The sequence below is a fragment of the Puniceibacterium confluentis genome (assembly GCF_007923445.1).
In the GTDB taxonomy this organism is placed as follows: domain Bacteria; phylum Pseudomonadota; class Alphaproteobacteria; order Rhodobacterales; family Rhodobacteraceae; genus Puniceibacterium; species Puniceibacterium confluentis.
Genome location: NZ_VOJI01000001.1, coordinates 452,561 through 469,420 on the forward strand (window position 1 = coordinate 452,561; position 16,860 = coordinate 469,420).

17 protein-coding genes are annotated in these 16,860 nt (G+C 66.0%); 14 read left to right on the forward strand and 3 right to left on the reverse strand.

Translation table 11 applies throughout. The features are described from left to right. The first annotated feature begins 41 nt into the window (after window positions 1-41). Together FOY53_RS02145 and argF are read left to right on the forward strand one after the other, a co-directional pair. The gene (locus tag FOY53_RS02145) at window positions 42-1,211 is read left to right on the forward strand and encodes an aspartate aminotransferase family protein (RefSeq protein WP_146585199.1); all 1,170 of its coding nucleotides are present in this window, start codon (window positions 42-44) and stop codon (window positions 1,209-1,211) included. Between the two features lie 87 nt (window positions 1,212-1,298). Next, complete coding sequence (gene argF, locus FOY53_RS02150; protein ID WP_146585201.1) at window positions 1,299-2,225, forward strand: ornithine carbamoyltransferase; 927 nt, start codon at window positions 1,299-1,301, stop codon at window positions 2,223-2,225. A gap of 77 nt (window positions 2,226-2,302) precedes the next feature. On the opposite strand, the gene hrpB is transcribed toward argF, so the two are convergent. Beyond that, window positions 2,303-4,744, reverse strand: a complete 2,442-nt coding sequence (hrpB, locus tag FOY53_RS02155) for an ATP-dependent helicase HrpB (protein ID WP_146585203.1) — start codon at window positions 4,742-4,744, stop codon at window positions 2,303-2,305. Between the two features lie 202 nt (window positions 4,745-4,946). Between hrpB and meaB the strand changes: the two genes are divergently transcribed. The 3 genes from meaB to rpmB all read left to right on the forward strand — a co-directional run bounded on the left by meaB (window position 4,947) and on the right by rpmB (window position 7,265). Beyond that, on the forward strand, window positions 4,947-5,930 hold the full coding sequence (gene meaB, locus FOY53_RS02160; protein ID WP_146585204.1) for a methylmalonyl Co-A mutase-associated GTPase MeaB: 984 nt from the start codon (window positions 4,947-4,949) through the stop codon (window positions 5,928-5,930). Continuing rightward, window positions 5,931-6,737 (forward strand): alpha/beta hydrolase, encoded by an 807-nt coding sequence (locus tag FOY53_RS02165; RefSeq protein WP_246107246.1) that lies wholly within the window; start codon window positions 5,931-5,933, stop codon window positions 6,735-6,737. It begins immediately after the preceding gene. Between the two features lie 237 nt (window positions 6,738-6,974). Then, the gene (rpmB, locus tag FOY53_RS02170; RefSeq protein ID WP_146585206.1) at window positions 6,975-7,265 is read left to right on the forward strand and encodes a 50S ribosomal protein L28; all 291 of its coding nucleotides are present in this window, start codon (window positions 6,975-6,977) and stop codon (window positions 7,263-7,265) included. A 124-nt stretch (window positions 7,266-7,389) separates the two neighbouring features. Here the strand turns inward: rpmB and FOY53_RS02175 are convergent, their stop codons facing one another. Next, window positions 7,390-8,097, reverse strand: coding sequence for a Sir2 family NAD-dependent protein deacetylase (locus tag FOY53_RS02175; protein ID WP_146585208.1), 708 nt, complete (start codon window positions 8,095-8,097; stop codon window positions 7,390-7,392). Window positions 8,098-8,137: 40 nt separating this feature from the next. Between FOY53_RS02175 and FOY53_RS02180 the strand changes: the two genes are divergently transcribed. From FOY53_RS02180 to hutC, 9 genes are all read left to right on the forward strand, one after another. Continuing rightward, complete coding sequence (locus tag FOY53_RS02180) at window positions 8,138-8,608, forward strand: low molecular weight protein-tyrosine-phosphatase (protein WP_146585210.1); 471 nt, start codon at window positions 8,138-8,140, stop codon at window positions 8,606-8,608. 121 nt (window positions 8,609-8,729) lie between these two features. Then, window positions 8,730-9,080, forward strand: coding sequence for a hypothetical protein (locus FOY53_RS02185; RefSeq protein WP_146585212.1), 351 nt, complete (start codon window positions 8,730-8,732; stop codon window positions 9,078-9,080). Window positions 9,081-9,231: 151 nt separating this feature from the next. Next, a complete protein-coding gene (locus FOY53_RS02190; RefSeq protein ID WP_146585214.1) occupies window positions 9,232-10,587 on the forward strand; it encodes an LLM class flavin-dependent oxidoreductase in 1,356 nt (451 codons plus the stop codon). After that, window positions 10,588-11,952, forward strand: a complete 1,365-nt coding sequence (locus tag FOY53_RS02195; protein ID WP_146585216.1) for an FAD-binding oxidoreductase — start codon at window positions 10,588-10,590, stop codon at window positions 11,950-11,952. Between the two features lie 238 nt (window positions 11,953-12,190). After that, entirely contained in the window at window positions 12,191-13,015 is an 825-nt protein-coding gene (locus tag FOY53_RS02200) for a transporter substrate-binding domain-containing protein (RefSeq protein ID WP_146585218.1), read from the forward strand. Between the two features lie 68 nt (window positions 13,016-13,083). Then, complete coding sequence (locus FOY53_RS02205; RefSeq protein ID WP_146585220.1) at window positions 13,084-13,728, forward strand: amino acid ABC transporter permease; 645 nt, start codon at window positions 13,084-13,086, stop codon at window positions 13,726-13,728. Continuing rightward, window positions 13,725-14,387, forward strand: coding sequence for an amino acid ABC transporter permease (locus FOY53_RS02210; protein WP_146585222.1), 663 nt, complete (start codon window positions 13,725-13,727; stop codon window positions 14,385-14,387). Before FOY53_RS02205 ends, FOY53_RS02210 begins: the two co-directional genes overlap by 4 nt. Continuing rightward, the gene (locus FOY53_RS02215) at window positions 14,384-15,172 is read left to right on the forward strand and encodes an amino acid ABC transporter ATP-binding protein (protein ID WP_146585224.1); all 789 of its coding nucleotides are present in this window, start codon (window positions 14,384-14,386) and stop codon (window positions 15,170-15,172) included. The genes FOY53_RS02210 and FOY53_RS02215 overlap by 4 nt, the downstream gene beginning before the upstream one ends. A 51-nt stretch (window positions 15,173-15,223) precedes the next feature. After that, window positions 15,224-15,967 (forward strand): histidine utilization transcriptional repressor HutC, encoded by a 744-nt coding sequence (gene hutC, locus FOY53_RS02220; RefSeq protein ID WP_146585226.1) that lies wholly within the window; start codon window positions 15,224-15,226, stop codon window positions 15,965-15,967. A 14-nt stretch (window positions 15,968-15,981) separates the two neighbouring features. Here the strand turns inward: hutC and FOY53_RS02225 are convergent, their stop codons facing one another. Then, the gene (locus FOY53_RS02225) at window positions 15,982-16,854 is read right to left on the reverse strand and encodes a MurR/RpiR family transcriptional regulator (protein WP_146585228.1); all 873 of its coding nucleotides are present in this window, start codon (window positions 16,852-16,854) and stop codon (window positions 15,982-15,984) included. Window positions 16,855-16,860 lie beyond the last annotated feature (6 nt).

Below are 16,860 nucleotides of genomic sequence, written 5' to 3' on the forward strand. Positions count from 1 at the left end.
TGCACTTGGCACCAATCGGGCTTCTTACAAAGGGTAGACCCATGATCTCCTCCGTCTTGCCGACCTACAACCGTGCGCCGTTCAGCTTTGTCAAAGGCGAAGGCAGCTGGCTGACCGAGGCGGACGGCCGCCGATTTCTCGACCTGGGCGCCGGCATTGCCGTGAACGCACTGGGGCATGCGCACCCCGATCTGGTGGCCGCGCTGACCGAGCAGGCGCAGGCGCTCTGGCATGTGTCCAACCTCTACCAGATTCCGCAACAGCAGGCGCTGGCCGACCTGCTGGTCGAGCACACCTTTGCCGATACGGTGTTCTTTACCAATTCCGGTACCGAGTCCTGCGAGCTGGCGGTCAAGATGGCGCGCAAATACTGGTACGACAAAGGTCAGCCTGACCGCACCGATATTCTCACCTTCTCGGGGTCGTTTCACGGACGCTCGTCGGCCGGGATCGCCGCCGCCGGGTCGGAAAAGATGACCAAGGGCTTCGGCCCGCTGCTGCCCGGCTTCGTGCATCTGCCCTGGGGGGATCACGAGGCGCTGAAGGCCGCGATCAGCGACACCTCCGCTGCGATCCTGATCGAACCGGTGCAGGGCGAAGGCGGCATCCGCCCGCTGCCCGACCAGTGCCTGAAGGGACTGAAGGCGCTGGCCGAGGAAACCGGTGTGCTGCTGATTTTCGACGAGGTGCAGTGCGGTATGGGGCGGACCGGCAAGCTTTTCGCCCACGAATGGGCCAGTGTCACGCCGGATATCATGATGGTGGCCAAGGGCATCGGCGGAGGTTTCCCGCTGGGCGCGGTGCTGGCGACAGAGGAGGCCGCCAGCGGTATGACCGCCGGGACGCATGGCTCGACCTATGGCGGCAACCCGCTGGGCTGTGCCGTTGGCATCGCGGTGATGAAGCACGTCGCCGATCCCGAGTTCCTTGACGGCGTCAACCGCAGGGCCGGCGCGCTGCGCCAGAAACTCGAAGGTCTTGTCGCCGCCCACCCGACCGTCTTCGAAGAGGTGCGCGGCCAGGGCCTGATGCTGGGGCTGAAGTGTGTGGTCGGCAATGCCGCCGTGGTCCAGGCCGGTTACGAGGCTCAGGTCATCACGGTGCCCGCAGCCGACAACGTGATCCGTCTCCTGCCCGCCCTCAACATCACCGATGCCGACATCGCCGAAGCAATCACCCGCCTTGACGCTGCCGCCACCGCCGTTGCCTGAGCAGGTCGTCTGATCTTCTCCGGGTTCCGAATATCCCGGGGGTCCGGGGGCAAGGCCCCCGAAACTCCGACAAGAAAAAGTAAAAAAATGAACCATTTCCTCGATATCCACAAAACCGATCCCACCGCACTGCGCAGCATGATCGACAGCGCCGCCACGATGAAGGCCGCCCGCAACGGGCTGCCCAAGGGCACGCCGGACGCCGAACAGCCGCTGGCGGGGCACATGGTCGCGCTGATCTTCGAAAAACCCTCGACCCGCACCCGGGTGTCGTTTGATGTCGGCGTGCGGCAGATGGGCGGGCAGACCATGGTGCTGTCAGGCAGCGACATGCAGCTCGGTCACGGCGAGACCATCGCCGACACCGCCCGCGTGCTCAGCCGCTATGTCGACATGATCATGATCCGCACCTTTGACGAGGCGGTGCTGACCGAGATGGCGGAATACGCCTCTGTGCCGGTGATCAACGGTCTGACCGACCGCACCCACCCGTGCCAGATCATGGCCGACGTGCTGACCTTCGAAGAGCACCGCGGCCCGATCCGGGGCAAAAAGATCGTCTGGGCCGGCGATGGCAACAACGTCTGCGCTTCGTGGCTGCACGCCGCGGCGCAGTTCGGCTTTGACCTCACCTTCACCGGGCCGGTGCAGCTGGACCCCGAAATGGAATTTGTCGGCCTGGCCCGCAATGCCGGGGTGAGCGTCACCATCGAACGCGATCCCGCCAAGGCCGTGGAAGGCGCCGACCTTGTCGTTGCCGACACCTGGGTCAGCATGCACGATGCCCAGTCGGCCCGCGAGCGGCGTCACAACATGCTGCGGCCCTATCAGGTCAACCGCGCGCTGATGGATCTTGCCAAACCCGAGGCGCTGTTCATGCACTGCCTGCCCGCACACCGTGAGGAAGAGGTGACCTCGGACGTGATGGACGGCCCGAATTCGGTGATCTTCGACGAGGCCGAGAACCGCCTGCATGCGCAAAAGGCGGTCATGCGCTGGTGCCTGGAGGTCTGACAGCGGCGCCGGTCGCTTGGCCCGCGGGGGCAGGGGGTCTTGCGGCGGCGCCCGCAATGGGCGCAGCGGCGGCAGGATCATGTTCCGCGCGGTTTGGCGCGCAGGGTCGGGTCCGCCTCCCGCGGGTTGTCGGGCCAGGGGTGGCGCGGATAGCGCCCGCGCATGTCGCGGCGCACATCTTCGTAACTGCTGTCCCAGAAACCGGGAATGTCCAGCGTGGTCTGTACCGGGCGCCCGGCAGGTGACAGCAGCGTGACCCGCAGCGGCGTGGTGCCGACACTGGGATGTGTGGTCTGGCCGAACATCTCTTGCAGCCGCAGGGATATTTCCGGGGCTTCTCCGGAATAGTCGATCGGGATCTGGCGGCCCAGCGGCGTGGTGAAATGTGCGGGAACGGCGCGGTCGAGCGCCTGCATGCCGTCCCAGTCGATCTGCGCACGCAGCGCCGGAAGCAGGTCAAGGCGTTTCCAGTGCTCGGCGGTGGTCACGCCGGCAAGATAGGGCAGCAGCCAGTCGTCGATCCGGTCCAGCAGCGACTCGGCGGTCATGTCGGGCAGGGCGTGGCCCGCGCGGCGGGCGATCTCGACGCGGGCCACAAAACGACGCGCAGGGTCCGACAGTGTCAGGCCGAGATCCCGGACACCGTCGAGCATGGCACGCGACAGCGCCTCGGGCGGCGCGTCTTTCCAGATCCGGTCATCCAGCGCGATGGCGCCCAGTTTTTCCTGCTGGCGGGCCAGGACGCGGCGTTCGCGTCTGGACCAGGTGCAGATGTTTTCCCAGCCGATCTGATCCGCAAAGAGGTCGCGCAACTCGGCCTCGGTGATCTGGATCGCCTGCCGGATCCTTGCTTCGCGCGGATTGCCGTCAAGGTCGGTGGCGACGATCAGGCGGGCCCCGGCCAGCGTGTCGCTGTCGTTCAGCACCGCGCCCTTGCCGCCCGAAAGCTGGTAGCGCGGCGCGTCGCCGCGACGGCGCAGGCCGATGCGGTCAGGATAGGCGAGCGCCGCGATCTGGGCCGGAGACAGAGTGCGGTCGGCGGTCTTTGCGGCGGCGGCAAGACGGCGCGCTTCTGTCTGTATGCGGCTCAGCGCGGCGCGGTTTATCCCATAGGGCCGGGTGTCGCCAAAGCGGCGCGGATCCCGCAGCGCTTCCAGCCGCAGCAACAGATCCGCCGGGGCACCCGTCAACGGGTCGCGGTCCGCGAGCAATGCGGCCATCGGGGCCGCCGCCGGACCCGAGAGCGCCAGCATATGCGCCAGACGCGGATGCAGCGGCAGGCGAGCAAGTCTGCGGCCATGCGCCGTGATCCGGTTGCTGCGGTCCAGTGCGCCCAGCATCCGCAACAGCGCCTGCGCTTCGGCCAGGGCGCCGGGATTGGGCGGTGTGAGCAGCGGCAGTGCCTCGGCCTGCGCACCCCAGAGAGCGATTTCCAGCGCGAATCCGGCCAGATCGGCGGCTTCGATTTCGGCAGGCGGAAAGGGCGGCAGCGCGCCCTCCTCGCCCTTGGTCCAGAGCCGGTAGCCGGTGCCGGGGGCGACTCGCCCGGCGCGGCCGGCGCGCTGGGTTGCCTCGGCGCGGGTGACCTTTTCCGTCACCAGTCGGGACATGCCCGAGCCGGGATCAAAGCGCGCCCGGCGCGCGCGGCCGCCGTCGACCACCACCCGGATATCCTCGATGGTGAGCGAGGTCTCGGCAATGGCCGTGGCGAGGACGATCTTGCGGCCCTCCCGCGCCGGGGCAATCGCTGCCCGCTGGGCGGCAAAATCCATGGCACCGAACAGGGGGCGGATGTGGTGATCTGCGGGCAGGCGGTGTTTCAACAGCGCTTCGGTGCGGCGGATCCCGCCTTCGCCGGGCAGGAAGGCCAGCAGGCCGCCCGTAGAGTCGGCGGCAGCGACGGTTATCAGGTCGGCAAGGGCTGCCTCGAACCGCTGATCGCGCGCCAGGGGCCGGTCGAGCCAGCGGGTTTCGACCGCAAAGCCGCGGCCTTCGGAGGTGAGGATCGGCGCCTGCATGAGGTCGGCGACCGGGGCGGCGTCAAGCGTGGCGGACATGGCCAGCAGGATCAGGTCGTCGCGCAAGGCGCCGGCAATTTCGAGGCAGAGCGCGAGACCCAGATCGGCGTTGAGCGAGCGTTCGTGGAATTCGTCAAAGATCACGGCTCCGACTCCGCGCAATTCGGGGTCGGACTGGATGCGCCGGGTCAGGATACCTTCGGTCACCACCTCGATGCGGGTCTGTTTCGTGACCTTCGATTCGCCGCGGATGCGATAACCCACAGTCTGGCCGACCGTTTCCCCCAGCGTCTCGGCCATGCGTTCGGCGGCGGCACGGGCGGCAAGCCGACGGGGTTCCAGCATGACGATGGTCTGCGGCGTCAGGCCCGCGTCGAGCATCGCCAGCGGCACGCGGGTGGTCTTGCCCGCGCCGGGCGGGGCCTGAAGCACGGCGCGGCCATGTTCACGCAAGGCCGTGATCAGGTCAGGCAGCAGGGCGTCGATGGGCAGGTGGGTCATGCCCCGGGTTATGCGGGATTGCCCGAGGCGCGGCAAGACGGGGACATGTGTGCCCGGGCACGACAGCGCGCCGGGCGTGTCGCCTCTGCCGTCCGGACATCCATCGGCAGAGAGAGCGGAAGGCGCGACAGTGGCTGCAAGGGGGTGGACAATCGCGGGACGGGAAGGGCATCACTCTGCCTACGACAGGAGGCCGGGCAGTATGGATATCGACGAATTGGCACGCGGCATCGCAGCCGGAGAGCGGCGCGCGCTCGCGCGGGGAATCACGCTGGTGGAAAGCGGACGCGCGGATCACCGGGCACGTGCCACGGACCTGCTCGAGAAGGTGCGGCCTCTGGGGCGCGAGGCGCTGCGGATCGGCCTGTCCGGCACGCCCGGGGTGGGAAAGTCGACGTTCATCGAAACCTTCGGGCTGATGCTGACCGGGCAGGGGCTGCGGGTGGCCGTGCTGGCGGTGGATCCGAGTTCGGCCCGCTCGGGCGGCTCGATCCTGGGGGACAAGACCCGGATGGAACATCTGAGCCGCGATCCCAACGCATTCATCCGACCGTCCCCCAGCCAGACCCATCTGGGCGGCGTGGCACGGCGCACCCGCGAGGCCATCGACCTCTGCGAGGCGGCGGGGTTCGACGTTGTCCTGATCGAGACGGTGGGTGTCGGCCAATCCGAGACGGTAGTGTCGGAGATGTCGGATCTGTTTCTGCTGCTGCTGGCCCCGGCGGGCGGAGATGAGCTGCAGGGAGTCAAACGCGGCATCATGGAAATGGCGGACCTGATTCTGGTCAACAAGGCGGATGGCGATCTCAAGGCGACCGCGATGCGGACCTGCGCAGATTATGCCGGCGCCCTGCGGCTGCTGCGCAAGCGCCAGCAGGACCCCGAGGGGTTTCCCAAGGCGATGACCGTCTCGGCACTGGAAGATTTTGGCCTTGCCTCGGCCTGGAACGAGATGCAGGCGCTGGCTGACTGGCGGCGCGCGCAGGGCCACTGGGCGGCGCGACGGGCGGATCAGGCGCGCTACTGGTTTGAATCCGAAGTTCGCGAGGGGTTGCTTGCCCGGCTCAGGCGGGAACCGGTCAAAGGCGCGATGGCTGCGCTGGCGCAGAAGGTCGGACAGGGCGCGCTGACCCCTGCGGCCGCAGCCGAAGAGCTTCTTGACGGCTATCTCGCCGGACGGGGGTGAGTGTTGGAGCCGACCACGGTCTTTGTCGGCGATCTGCTGCGGGCGGATCTGTTCAATGCTTCCGCCGACCGGCTGTTTGTGACGTTCCGCCAACGGCTGGCGCGGCCCGGGGCCTTTGATGCCCCGCGCCCGGTGCGCAGCTTTGTGGCGCGGGGCTATGCCCATCTGCACCTGCAGGCACGCTGGAACGACTGGTACATCAACGGCGAAACCGCGGCGTTCGAAGCGGCCTTGGCGGCCGTCTGCGGCAGATACAGCCGGGTGGTCGGCATGGGGTTTTCCATGGGCGGCTACGCGGGGTTGCGGTTTTCGGCGGCATTGGGACTGAAGCACCTGATTGCCGTCTCGCCTCAGTTCACCCTGTCACCTCGGGTTCTGCCGCAGGACCGGCGGTATCGCGACTGTGCCGGCGGGTTTGACGGCGCGCTTGGCGATCTTGCGTCGCACGGACGGCGGGCCCTCGCCGGGGCGGTGCTGTTTGATCCGTTCAAGCCGATGGACCTGTTGAACGCCCGGATGATCGGGGCGGTGTTTCCCGGTCTGGCGCTGTGCCGTCTGGCCGGGTCGGGGCATCCGGCCAGCCGGGTCCTGCGCGAGGGCGGCCGGTTTGCCGCCCTGCAACGGCAGCTGCTGCACGGGCGGGTGGATCCGGCGGCGATCACCGGGCTGCACCGCGACAGCCGCCGCCACAGCCCGTTGTACTGGACCCAGATGGCAGAGATCGCCGGGCGGCACGGCAGGGACGGGCTGGCGGCGGCTGCCCGCGCTCGGGCAACGGCACTGGCGCCCGGCGCCCGCGACGCCTAGATCCGGCCGGGCCGGTCCTGTTGCGCGCCGACAGCGGGGATTCTGCCGGATCGGGCGGAAAAAAGACACGCCTCGCGCCAACCCTTTCGCCCAGCCTCTTGACGCGCGTGGCCGAAACGCTTACCCACCCGAAACGAGATTCTGGGCGCGGCTTTGCGGCGCCCTTTCATATTGGTGAGGCCCGGACTTTGTGGTGAGGTCCCGGCGGACGCCGCGAGCAAAGACGAGGATGGACCCATGTCGCGTGTATGCGAACTGACCGGAAAAGGCCCGATGACTGGCAACAATGTCAGCCATGCCAACAACAAGACCCGTCGGCGTTTCCTGCCGAACCTGAACGACGTGACGCTTCAGTCCGAAACCCTGAACCGTGGCATCAAGCTGCGGATTTCGGCTTCGGCGCTGCGCAGCGTTGATCACCGTGGCGGGCTTGACCGGTTCCTGGCCAAGGCCAAGGACGCCGAACTGTCGGCTGACGCGCTGAAGGTCAAGAAAGAGATTGCCAAGGCGCAGGCCGCTCAGGCCTGATCCGGTTCCCGGCACAGACGATACAGCCCCGGTCGCATCCGACCGGGGCTGATTGCGTTTCGCCGGTGCCCCGCGATTCGCCCGGGCCGGGCGCAGCGCCGGAAAATTTTCGGCAGACAATTTTTCACGCAGGGTCCCGGTCCAGAAGCTGCGCAACCCAGGCCGGCACGACCTGACTTGCTCTGCCGATGATGTGGCGGTCGAATATCGCTGACACGTCTGTCGCCGCCGCGTTTATCTCCAGCGTTTCGATGCCCCGACGGGCGACCCCGGCGCCAAAGCCGGCGGCGGGATAGACCGCGCCTGATGTGCCGATGGCGACGAACAGCATGCAGTCGCCGAGGTGGGCCTCGATCTCCGCCATGTGATGGGGCATCTCGCCGAACCAGACGATATCGGGCCGCGTGGCCGCAGCGCCGCACCGCGGACAAAGGTCCCGGGGTGTCATTTCAACCGGTGCCGACCAGCGGTGGCCGCATTCGGCACAGAGCGCACCCGACAGGGCGCCGTGCATCTGAAGCGCCGCGCCACCCGCGGCCGCATGCAGACCGTCGACATTCTGGGTGATCAGGATCACGGGTGCGGGCCAGTGCTCTTGCAACCGGGCCAGTGCAAAATGTGCCGCATTGGGGCGGGCAGCCGCGGCGGCGCGGCGGCGCATGTTGTAGAAGGCGTGGACCTTTGCGGGGTCGCGGGCAAAGGCCTGCGGCGTGGCCACTTCTTCAATCCGGGTGTTTGCCCACAACCCGTCGGTATCGCGGAACGTGCCAAGGCCGCTTTCGGCGGAAACCCCGGCACCCGTCAGGATCACGATTTTGCCGCAGGTTTTCATGCCGTGCCTCGAATGCTAGGTCCAGATCAGGAGGTGCCCCATGGCTGATCGTATTCTGTTTGTCTGTCTCGGCAACATCTGCCGGTCACCCTCTGCCGAAGCGGTCCTGCGGGCACTGGCGCTGGCCCGGGGCCACGCGTTGACAATCGACAGCGCAGGCACCGGCGACTGGCATCTGGGCGAACCGCCCTACGGGCCGATGCAGCGGGCGGCGCGGGCCCGTGGTTATGATCTGAGCGCCCTGCGGGCACGGCAGGTGAGCGCCGTCGATTTTGAGCGGTTTGACCTGATCCTGGCGATGGACGCCGACAACCTGGCGCATCTCGAACGTCTGCGCCCGCCCGGCAGCACGGCGAAACTGTGCCTGTTCACGGATTACACCGAAGGCGCCGACCATGTGCCGGACCCTTATTTCACCCGGGATTTCGACGGCTGCCTGGACCTGATCGAGGTCGCTGCGCGCGCCCTGCTGGCGCGGCTCGAGGCGCCCCGCGACGACGGGCAGCCCTGACGCCCCGACCCTGGACGTCCCGACCCCGAACGCACGGGCGGGTTCCGGCCGTGGGAAGATGGTGTCAGGAACCGCGCCGCCGGTGTCGCGTTATTGTCCTGTATCATAAAGGGATTTCGAGATGATCACGAGCAGAACCATCATTGCTGCTGTGCTGGCCGGAGCCATCGGCATATTGGCCTATTCGCTCCTGGTCTGGGCGGTTTTCGGCATCCCGCTTGCCGGGCTTGTCTTCAGCTTCGGGCGGGTTCTGGTGGCTCTGCTGTCCGCCCTTCTTCTCATCCCGATCTTTGCCCGAATGGATCCCCGCGACGCCTGGATCACCGCGCTGGTGACGCTTACGGTGCTGCCCACCCTGGTGGCCAAGACGGCCTTTGTCGCCGCCGGGCCCTGGATCATGGAATTTGCCGTGAACGCGGTCTTTGCCGTGGTCACGATCCTGGTGTTTCGGTCGGTGCTGCGGCGGCCCTGAGCCGCGCGTCGCCGAGGTCAGCTTTTAGGCACTTTCCCCGCTGAAAAGTTGTTTTTGTACAAACGACGCTTGCCGCAGTCGAATGTTGCTTTTGCCGTCGCATTCGCCGCGCCATACTGCGCCGACTTCCGGCAGTCTGGAGACGGCAATCATGGCACGCACCGACAAGCTTCGGCTTGGAACCTTCGTTTATACGTTCGGCTTTCATCCGGCGGCGTGGCTGCATCCCGGATCGGATGTGAAGGGCGCCAATGACATTGCGCATCTGGCGAAGGTGGCACAGATTTCCGAGGCCGCCTGTCTGGACTTCATGTTTTTTGCCGACAGCCCTGCCGCCGCTGTCGGTCACCCCGAGGCCCTGGCCCGCCAGCCGACAAAAATGAACCGGTTCGAGCCGATCACTGCGATCACCGCGCTGTCGATGGTGACGCAACGGCTGGGGTTCGTCGCAACTGCCTCGACCAGCTACTACGAGCCTTACAATATTGCCCGGCTGTTCGGGTCGGCGGACCAGATTTCCCGCGGGCGCATCTGCTGGAATGTGGTGACTTCGGACCATGACGAAACCGGTTACAACTACAACCGGCAGGGTCTGGACCCGCACGGCGACCGCTATGACCGGGGCGAGGAGTTTCTCGATGTGGTGCTGGGGCTGTGGGACAGCTTTGAGGACGACGCCCTTCTGCTGGACCGCGAAAATGGCCTCTATCATGACAAGGACAAGCTGCATCAACTTGACCATGTCGGCCCGCATTTCCAGGTGCGCGGCCCGTTGAACATTGCCCGCACACCGCAGGGGCGGCCGGTGATTGCACCGGCCGGGGGGTCCGAACGCGGCAAGGAACTGGCGGCACGGACCGCCGAGGTGGTGTTTTCGCTGGCCTCGAACATCGACAAGAATCGCGCGTTTTACCAGGATGTGAAAGGGCGGATGGCCAGATATGGCCGCAAGCCCTCGGACCTCAAGATCATGCCGGGGATCGTCATCAATGTCGGCGAGACGCGGGCCGAAGCCGAAGCGCGGGCGCAGGAAATGGTGGAGGTGATGCACCCGGAGGTTGGCCTGCTGATGCTGCAGGAATTCCTTGAAACCGACCTGCATGGTGCGGATCTGGACCAGCCGTTCCCGATGGAGCGGATGCCGGCCAGGGCCAAGGGCTCGGTGGCCATGTTCGAAGGCGTGAAGGAATTTGTAGAGCAGGGCCACAGCCTGCGCGCCTTGATCACCCATTATGCCCGTCAGCACACCGGCAACGGGTTGACCGGATCCTACCTAGAGGTCGCCGATTACATGCAGGAATGGTTCGAGACCGAGGCGGCGGACGGATTTATCCTGATGTGCCCGACCCTGCCCTCCAGTCTCGAGGATTTTACCCGGTTGGTGGTGCCCGAGCTGCAACGCCGGGGGCTGTTCCGCGCAGAATACGAGGGTGCGACCCTGCGCGAAAACCTGGGGCTGTCATTTCCGGTGAACCGCCATACCGCCGTCCGGGACGCGGCACGGTAGATGACCCATCCTGCGCTATCGGCCCTGACCGCCCGCTTTGGTCCGCGCATCGAAACCGGCGCTGCCCTGCGCGCGCAGCACGGCGCGGGCGACAGCTGGCACGCCCCGGCGCCGCCCGACGCGGTGCTGTATGCACTGACCACCGACGAGGTATCGCAGGCGCTGGCGATCTGCCACGCGCACCGCTTTCCGGTGGTGGCGTTCGGGCACGGGTCGTCGATCGAAGGACAGACGCAGGCGGTGCAGGGCGGGCTGTGCCTCGATCTCACCCGGATGACGGCAATTCTGCGGGTTTCGGCCGGGGATATGGACGCGACGGTCGAGGCCGGCGTCACCCGGCAGCAGCTGAACACGCATTTGCGCGACACCGGGCTGTTCCTGCCGATCGATGTGGGCGCACATGCGACGCTGGGCGGGCTGGCTTCGACCCGGGCGTCGGGCACGATGACGGTGCGGCATGGCACCATGCGGACGCTGGTGACGGGGCTGACCGTGGTGCTGGCGGACGGCGAAGTGATCCGCACCGGCGGGAGGGCGCGCAAATCGTCATCGGGCTATGACCTCACTGCGCTTTTTGTCGGGGCCGAGGGTACTCTGGGAGTGATCACTGAACTGACCCTGCGCCTGGCCGGCATCCCCGAGGCGGCGCGGGCGGGCCTGTACAGTTTCGCGCAGATTGCCGACGCCACGCAGACCGTGGTCGAGGCGCTGCAATGCGGGCTGTGTCTGAACCGGATCGAGCTGCTGGACGCGCTGCAGATGCGCGCGATCAACGCCTACAACCGGACCGACCAACCCGAGACCGCGACGCTGATGGTGGACATGACCGGCAGTGCCGCGCAGGTCGATGCCGATCTCGCGAGCTTTGGCGCGCTGGCCGCCTCGCACGGCGCAACGGCAGCGCCCTGCCGCACTCCGGACGAATATGCCGCGCTCTGGGCGCTGCGGCATTCGGCGCTTTATGCGGCGCGCAGCCTGCGGCCCGGGTGCAAGAGCCTGTCAACCGACGTCTGTGTGCCGGTGACGCAGTTGCCGGAGCTCATTGCGGCGATTCAGTCCGAGGTCGCGGCGGCGGGCGTGGTGGCGCCGCTGCACGGCCATGTCGGGGACGGAAATTTCCATCTGGTGATGCTGTTCGATCCCGAGACGCCCGACGAACAGGCGAAGGTCAGGGCGCTGAATGCCCGGCTTGTCGACATGGCGCTAGCCTGCGGTGGCACCGCGACGGGTGAGCATGGGGTGGGACTGGGCAAAAAGGAATATATGCTGGCAGAACACGGCGGTGCGCTGGATCTGATGCGGCGGCTGAAACGGGCTGTGGATCCGCAGGGAATCCTGAACCCGGGCAAGATCTTTGATCTGTAGGGCGCTCCCGGCCCTGGTGTGGCAGCGGCACGCGCCATCGGGCGCTTGTTCGGTGCGCAAGCTGGGAAGATTACGCCCAATAGATAGGCGGCCAATGGTGGAAACGCTCTTCCGTCACGGCTGAAATTGCGGTTTAGTGCTAATTGTATACACAAAAAGATACACGGCACATTGCGATGCCGGTCAGACCAAAACCATCAATGATGCCCCCGCAAAGGGGCGCACAGGGAGTCTTCTCATGCGCAAGCATTTACTCGCCGCCCTCACCGGCGCGGCCCTTCTGGTTGGAACCACCCTTACGGCCCAGGCGCAGGATGCGCTGGAGCGGGTCATGGCCGCCGGGACGCTCAAGGTCGGCACCGAAACCGCCTTTGCCCCGTTCGATTTCATAGATGCCGGCAAGCACACCGGCCTGAACACCGACATCTATGCCGAGATCGGCAAGGACATGGGTGTCGAGATCGAATGGATCACGCTAGACTGGACCGGTGTCCTGCCCGGTCTGGAAGCGGGCCGCTTTGATGTTGTGGCGGGCCCGGCGACGATCACCAAGGAACGGATGCAGCGCTATCGGTTTTCCAGCCCGATCGCCGAAGCAACGGTGGCCCTGCTCGTCGGTGCCGACAGCGCGGTCGCTGCCCCTTCGGACATCGCGGGCAAGCCGGTCGGCTCTGGCACCGGCACCGCGCAGCTGGCGCAGCTACAGGCCTATGGTGCGACGCTCGACCCGGCGCCGACCGAATACCGCGAATATGTCTCGTTCAACGAATCCTATGCGGACCTTGCCGCCGGCCGGATCGAGGCCGTTGCCAATTCGCTGCCCAACATCGCCTTTGTCGCCTCGCAGCGCCCCGAGGTGTTCAAGGTGGTGACCCCCGCCTTCGGCACCCCGACCTATTTCGGCTTTCCGGGCCGGATCGAGCCGGAATTTTCCAGCCTGATGGACAAGATCGACGAGATCCTGCTGGCGATGAAGGCGGATGGCCGCATGGCGGTGCTGCAGGAAAAATGGTTCGGCACCACCTTTGACATGCCGGACTACGTCACCGATCCCAGCATCTGATCGCCGCCTGTGCTGCGGGGCAGCCCGGCGGGCCCCGCAGCACATACCCAGACAGGACGTACCGTGCCATGACCTGGTCCTTGTTCCAGCTGCTGCTACAGGCCTCGCTGATGACGATCTTTGTCAGCGCCATTTCGATTTGTGCCGGCCTGGCCATTGCCGTGGTCCTGTCGGCGTTGCGGATGTCGGGCAATCGCCTGGCGTACGCGGGCGCCGGGCTGTTCATATCCTTCTTTCGCGGCGTGCCGCTGCTGGTGCAGCTGTTGTTGATCTTCAACCTGCTGCCGGTCATCGGCATCACCCTGCCCAGCCTCGCCACCGCGATCATCGGCCTGTCACTGTGTACGGCCGCCTATCAGGCGGAAAACCTGCGGGGTGGCTTTGAAGGTGTGCCCATCGGCCTGATCGAAAGCGCCGAGATGGCCGGGTTTTCCCGGATGCAGGCATTTGTGTATATCCGCACGCCCATCGCGTTGCGCCTGACCTTTCCGGCGCTGGTGAACGAGGCGATCCTGATCCTGAAATCTTCGTCCCTGGTGTCGGTGGTGGGCCTCGTCGAGCTGACCAAGATGGCGCAGAATCTGTCGGCATCGACCTATCAGCCGCTGCCGATCTTTGCGTCGGCAGGATTGATCTATCTTGTGATCAACCTCATCGTCGCCCTGGCCGCCCGTCGCGCCGAGGCTGCCCTGCCCGGACTGCCTGCCAAATGAGTTTTGATTTCGCCGTCATTCTTGCCAAGGGGCCACAGATTCTTGCCGGTCTGGGCGTCACGATCCTGATCTGGGTGGTCGGCACGGCGCTGGCCGTGGCGCTGGGCTTTGTCGTCGCCACCGCGCGCCGGTTCGGGGGGCCGCTGGTCAACGCGGTCCTGGCGGTCCCGGTCGAGGTGCTGCGCGGCACACCGTTCCTCGTGCAGATCTTCCTGCTGTATTTCGGCGGTCCGTATATCGGCCTGCGGCTGGATCCGGTCACGGCCGGGTTGCTGGGCCTGTCGGTCTATGGTGCCGCCTATTATTCCGAGATCTTCCGGGCGGGCTATCAATCGGTGCCACCGGGACATGTCGAGGCGGCAGAGTGTGTCGGTCTTTCCCGGGGCCAGACGATCCTGTTCATCCTGCTGCCGGAAATGGCGCTGCTGGTGCTGCCGCCCTCGCTGAACATGTCGGTGATCCTGCTCAAGGACACCGCGCTTCTGTCGTTGATCACGGTGCCGGAAATGACCATGACGGTCAGTGCCATCGGCAGCCAGCAGTATGCCTTTGTCGAATCCATCGTGGTGCTGGCCCTTGTCTACTGGGGCCTTGTCGAGCTTGCCAACTGGCTGGGCCGCTTTACCGAACGCAAAATATCCAAACTGAGTGTGACATGACCCAGAGCGCCATCAGCATCCAGAATGTCAGCAAGCAGTTCGGCGACACCATCGTGCTGCGCGACATCAATCTCGAGGTGCCACGCGGGCAGGTGTCCTGCCTGATCGGGCCGTCCGGGTCGGGCAAATCCACCCTGCTGCGCTGCATGGCAGGTCTCGAGCACGCCGACGCCGGCACGATCACGATCGAGGGCGCGCCGCTGGGCTTTGTCGAGGGGCCGGACGGGCGGCGGCGCCAGAGTGCGGCCGAACTGCGCCGCGCGCGGTCCAGGATCGGCATGGTGTTTCAGCAATTCAACCTGTGGCCGCACATGACGGCGCTGGGAAACGTCTCTGCCGCGCTGCGCCGGGTGCGCAGGATGCCCCGCAAGGAGGCCGAGGACAAGGCGATGGCGCAGCTGGAGAAGGTCGATCTTGCGGCCCGCGCGCATCACTACCCGTCACAACTGTCCGGCGGACAGCAGCAGCGCGTGGCGATTGCCCGGGCGCTGGCGCTGGACCCGACGATCATGCTGTTTGACGAACCGACCTCGGCGCTGGATCCGGAACTGACCGGCGAGGTGCTGAACGTGATGCGCGCCCTGGCGGACGAGGGCATGACCATGGTGGTGGTGACACACGAGATCGGGTTTGCCGCCTCGGTCGGGAACAAGGTCTGTTTCCTCGATCACGGGCGGCTGCTGTTTCACGACACCCCGGACAAGGTTTTCGCGGCGCCACGCAATCCGCGTCTGGAGCAGTTCCTGGACACCTATCTCGACCGCGGGGCGTTTCTGGTGCAGTAGGGGGTGTCGGCACGTCCGCGACGACGGGGGGAAGGGCAGGGAGCAGGCCAGATGACGCAGCCGCCAACGCGGATCAGCCAGCACGACCGGATCACCGAAGACATCCGCCGGATGATCGTGTCGGGAGACTGGGCGCCGGGGCACCAGCTGCCGGTGGAAACCGCGATGGCCGAAACCTATGGCGTGTCGCGGATGACGATGAACAAGGCGCTGACCCGGCTGGCGCGCGAAGGCTATCTGATCCGGCGCAAGAAACGCGGCACATTTGTTGCGCAGCCGCGGGCACAGTCAGCGATCATGGAGATCGCCGATATCGAGGCCGAGGTCCGCGCCATGGGCCAGGACTACCGGTTTGCGCTGCGGTCACGCGGGGCGCGGGCGCTCGGAGCGGCGGAGGCGGACGAAATCGGCAGCGGCGCCGAGGAGGGGCAGGCGGCGCTGCGGCTCGAAGGGTTGCACAGCGCCAATGGCCAGCCGTTCTGCCTGGAGACCCGGCTGGTCAATCCCGCCCGCGCCGACGGTGTGCTGGATCAGGATTTCAGCACCACCCCGCCGGGAAGCTGGCTGCTGCGACAGGTGCCATGGAGCGAGGCCAGTCATCGTATCCGGGCACTGAATGCCGGTGCCGCGCTGGCGGAACAACTGGCGTTGCGAGAGGGTGACGCCTGTCTGGAAATCGTCCGCCGGACCCGCACCGCCGAAGGCTGGGTGACCTGGGCGCGGCTGGTCTATCCCGGCGACAGTCACCAGTTGGTGGCCGCCTTTGCGCCGCGCGCCAAGACCGAACAGCGGTAGCGCCCTGCACCGGCTTACGTGAACTTGCGGAACATCTTGGTCTGATCGAACATCTCTTCCAGGGTTTCCATCCTGTGGCGCGTGTCGTCCCATAACAGGGCCTGAACTGCCGAAATCATGGTTTCGACCAGCAGCAGCGGGGTGGCCAGAGAATCCCAGGCCGAGGGCACGACGATCCGGCTGGACAAGCAGATTTCGGACAGCGTGTGGATCGGCGAACGCCACTGGTCGGTGACCAGGATCACCCGCCCGCCGCGTGCCGCCGCCATCTCGGCCAGTTTGAGAGTGTTGTTTTCATACCGGCGCATGTCGAAGACGATAAAGATATCCCCCTCGCGCGCGTCCAGCAGGTCGTGCGGCCAGCTGGTCGAATTCGAGCGGATGTGCGTCACCCCGGGGCGGATCACCTGCATGTGCAGGAACAGATACTCCGCCAGTGTGTGGCTGATGCGCCCGCCGACAATGTGCACCTTGTGGTCAGTATCGGCGATCAGCGCGCAGGCGGCGTCAAAAGCCCCGGGTTCGATCTGTGCCAGCGAATGGCGGATATTGTCGATCACCGCTTCGGTAAAGCGGTTGAGGATATGGCCGGAGGGCGCACCTTCGGCCCAGTTGTCGTACTTGGCGATCGGATTCTTTACCTTGGCACGCAGCTCTTCGCGCAATTCAGCCTGGAAATCGGGGTATCCGGCAAAGCCCAGCTTTTGCACCATGCGCAGGACCGTTGGACCCGAGACCCCGGCGTCGCGCGCCAGCGCCGACAGCGGACCGAGCCCGCTGGCCGGGTAATTTTCCAGTATGGCATGGGCCAGTTGCCGTTCGGCACGGGTCAGGGTGTCGAACCCGGACTGGATGCGTTCGGCAATGGTCAGGTCTGTGCTTGGCACGGGAAT

Coding starts and splice junctions, on each gene's coding strand:
- FOY53_RS02145 (WP_146585199.1), top strand. CDS start 42: ATGATCTCCTCCGTCTTGCCGACCTACAACCGTGCGCCGTTCAGCTTT.
- argF (WP_146585201.1), top strand. CDS start 1,299: ATGAACCATTTCCTCGATATCCACAAAACCGATCCCACCGCACTGCGC.
- hrpB (WP_146585203.1), bottom strand. CDS start 4,744: ATGACCCACCTGCCCATCGACGCCCTGCTGCCTGACCTGATCACGGCC.
- meaB (WP_146585204.1), top strand. CDS start 4,947: ATGGATATCGACGAATTGGCACGCGGCATCGCAGCCGGAGAGCGGCGC.
- rpmB (WP_146585206.1), top strand. CDS start 6,975: ATGTCGCGTGTATGCGAACTGACCGGAAAAGGCCCGATGACTGGCAAC.
- FOY53_RS02175 (WP_146585208.1), bottom strand. CDS start 8,097: ATGAAAACCTGCGGCAAAATCGTGATCCTGACGGGTGCCGGGGTTTCC.
- FOY53_RS02180 (WP_146585210.1), top strand. CDS start 8,138: ATGGCTGATCGTATTCTGTTTGTCTGTCTCGGCAACATCTGCCGGTCA.
- FOY53_RS02185 (WP_146585212.1), top strand. CDS start 8,730: ATGATCACGAGCAGAACCATCATTGCTGCTGTGCTGGCCGGAGCCATC.
- FOY53_RS02190 (WP_146585214.1), top strand. CDS start 9,232: ATGGCACGCACCGACAAGCTTCGGCTTGGAACCTTCGTTTATACGTTC.
- FOY53_RS02195 (WP_146585216.1), top strand. CDS start 10,588: ATGACCCATCCTGCGCTATCGGCCCTGACCGCCCGCTTTGGTCCGCGC.
- FOY53_RS02200 (WP_146585218.1), top strand. CDS start 12,191: ATGCGCAAGCATTTACTCGCCGCCCTCACCGGCGCGGCCCTTCTGGTT.
- FOY53_RS02205 (WP_146585220.1), top strand. CDS start 13,084: ATGACCTGGTCCTTGTTCCAGCTGCTGCTACAGGCCTCGCTGATGACG.
- FOY53_RS02210 (WP_146585222.1), top strand. CDS start 13,725: ATGAGTTTTGATTTCGCCGTCATTCTTGCCAAGGGGCCACAGATTCTT.
- FOY53_RS02215 (WP_146585224.1), top strand. CDS start 14,384: ATGACCCAGAGCGCCATCAGCATCCAGAATGTCAGCAAGCAGTTCGGC.
- hutC (WP_146585226.1), top strand. CDS start 15,224: ATGACGCAGCCGCCAACGCGGATCAGCCAGCACGACCGGATCACCGAA.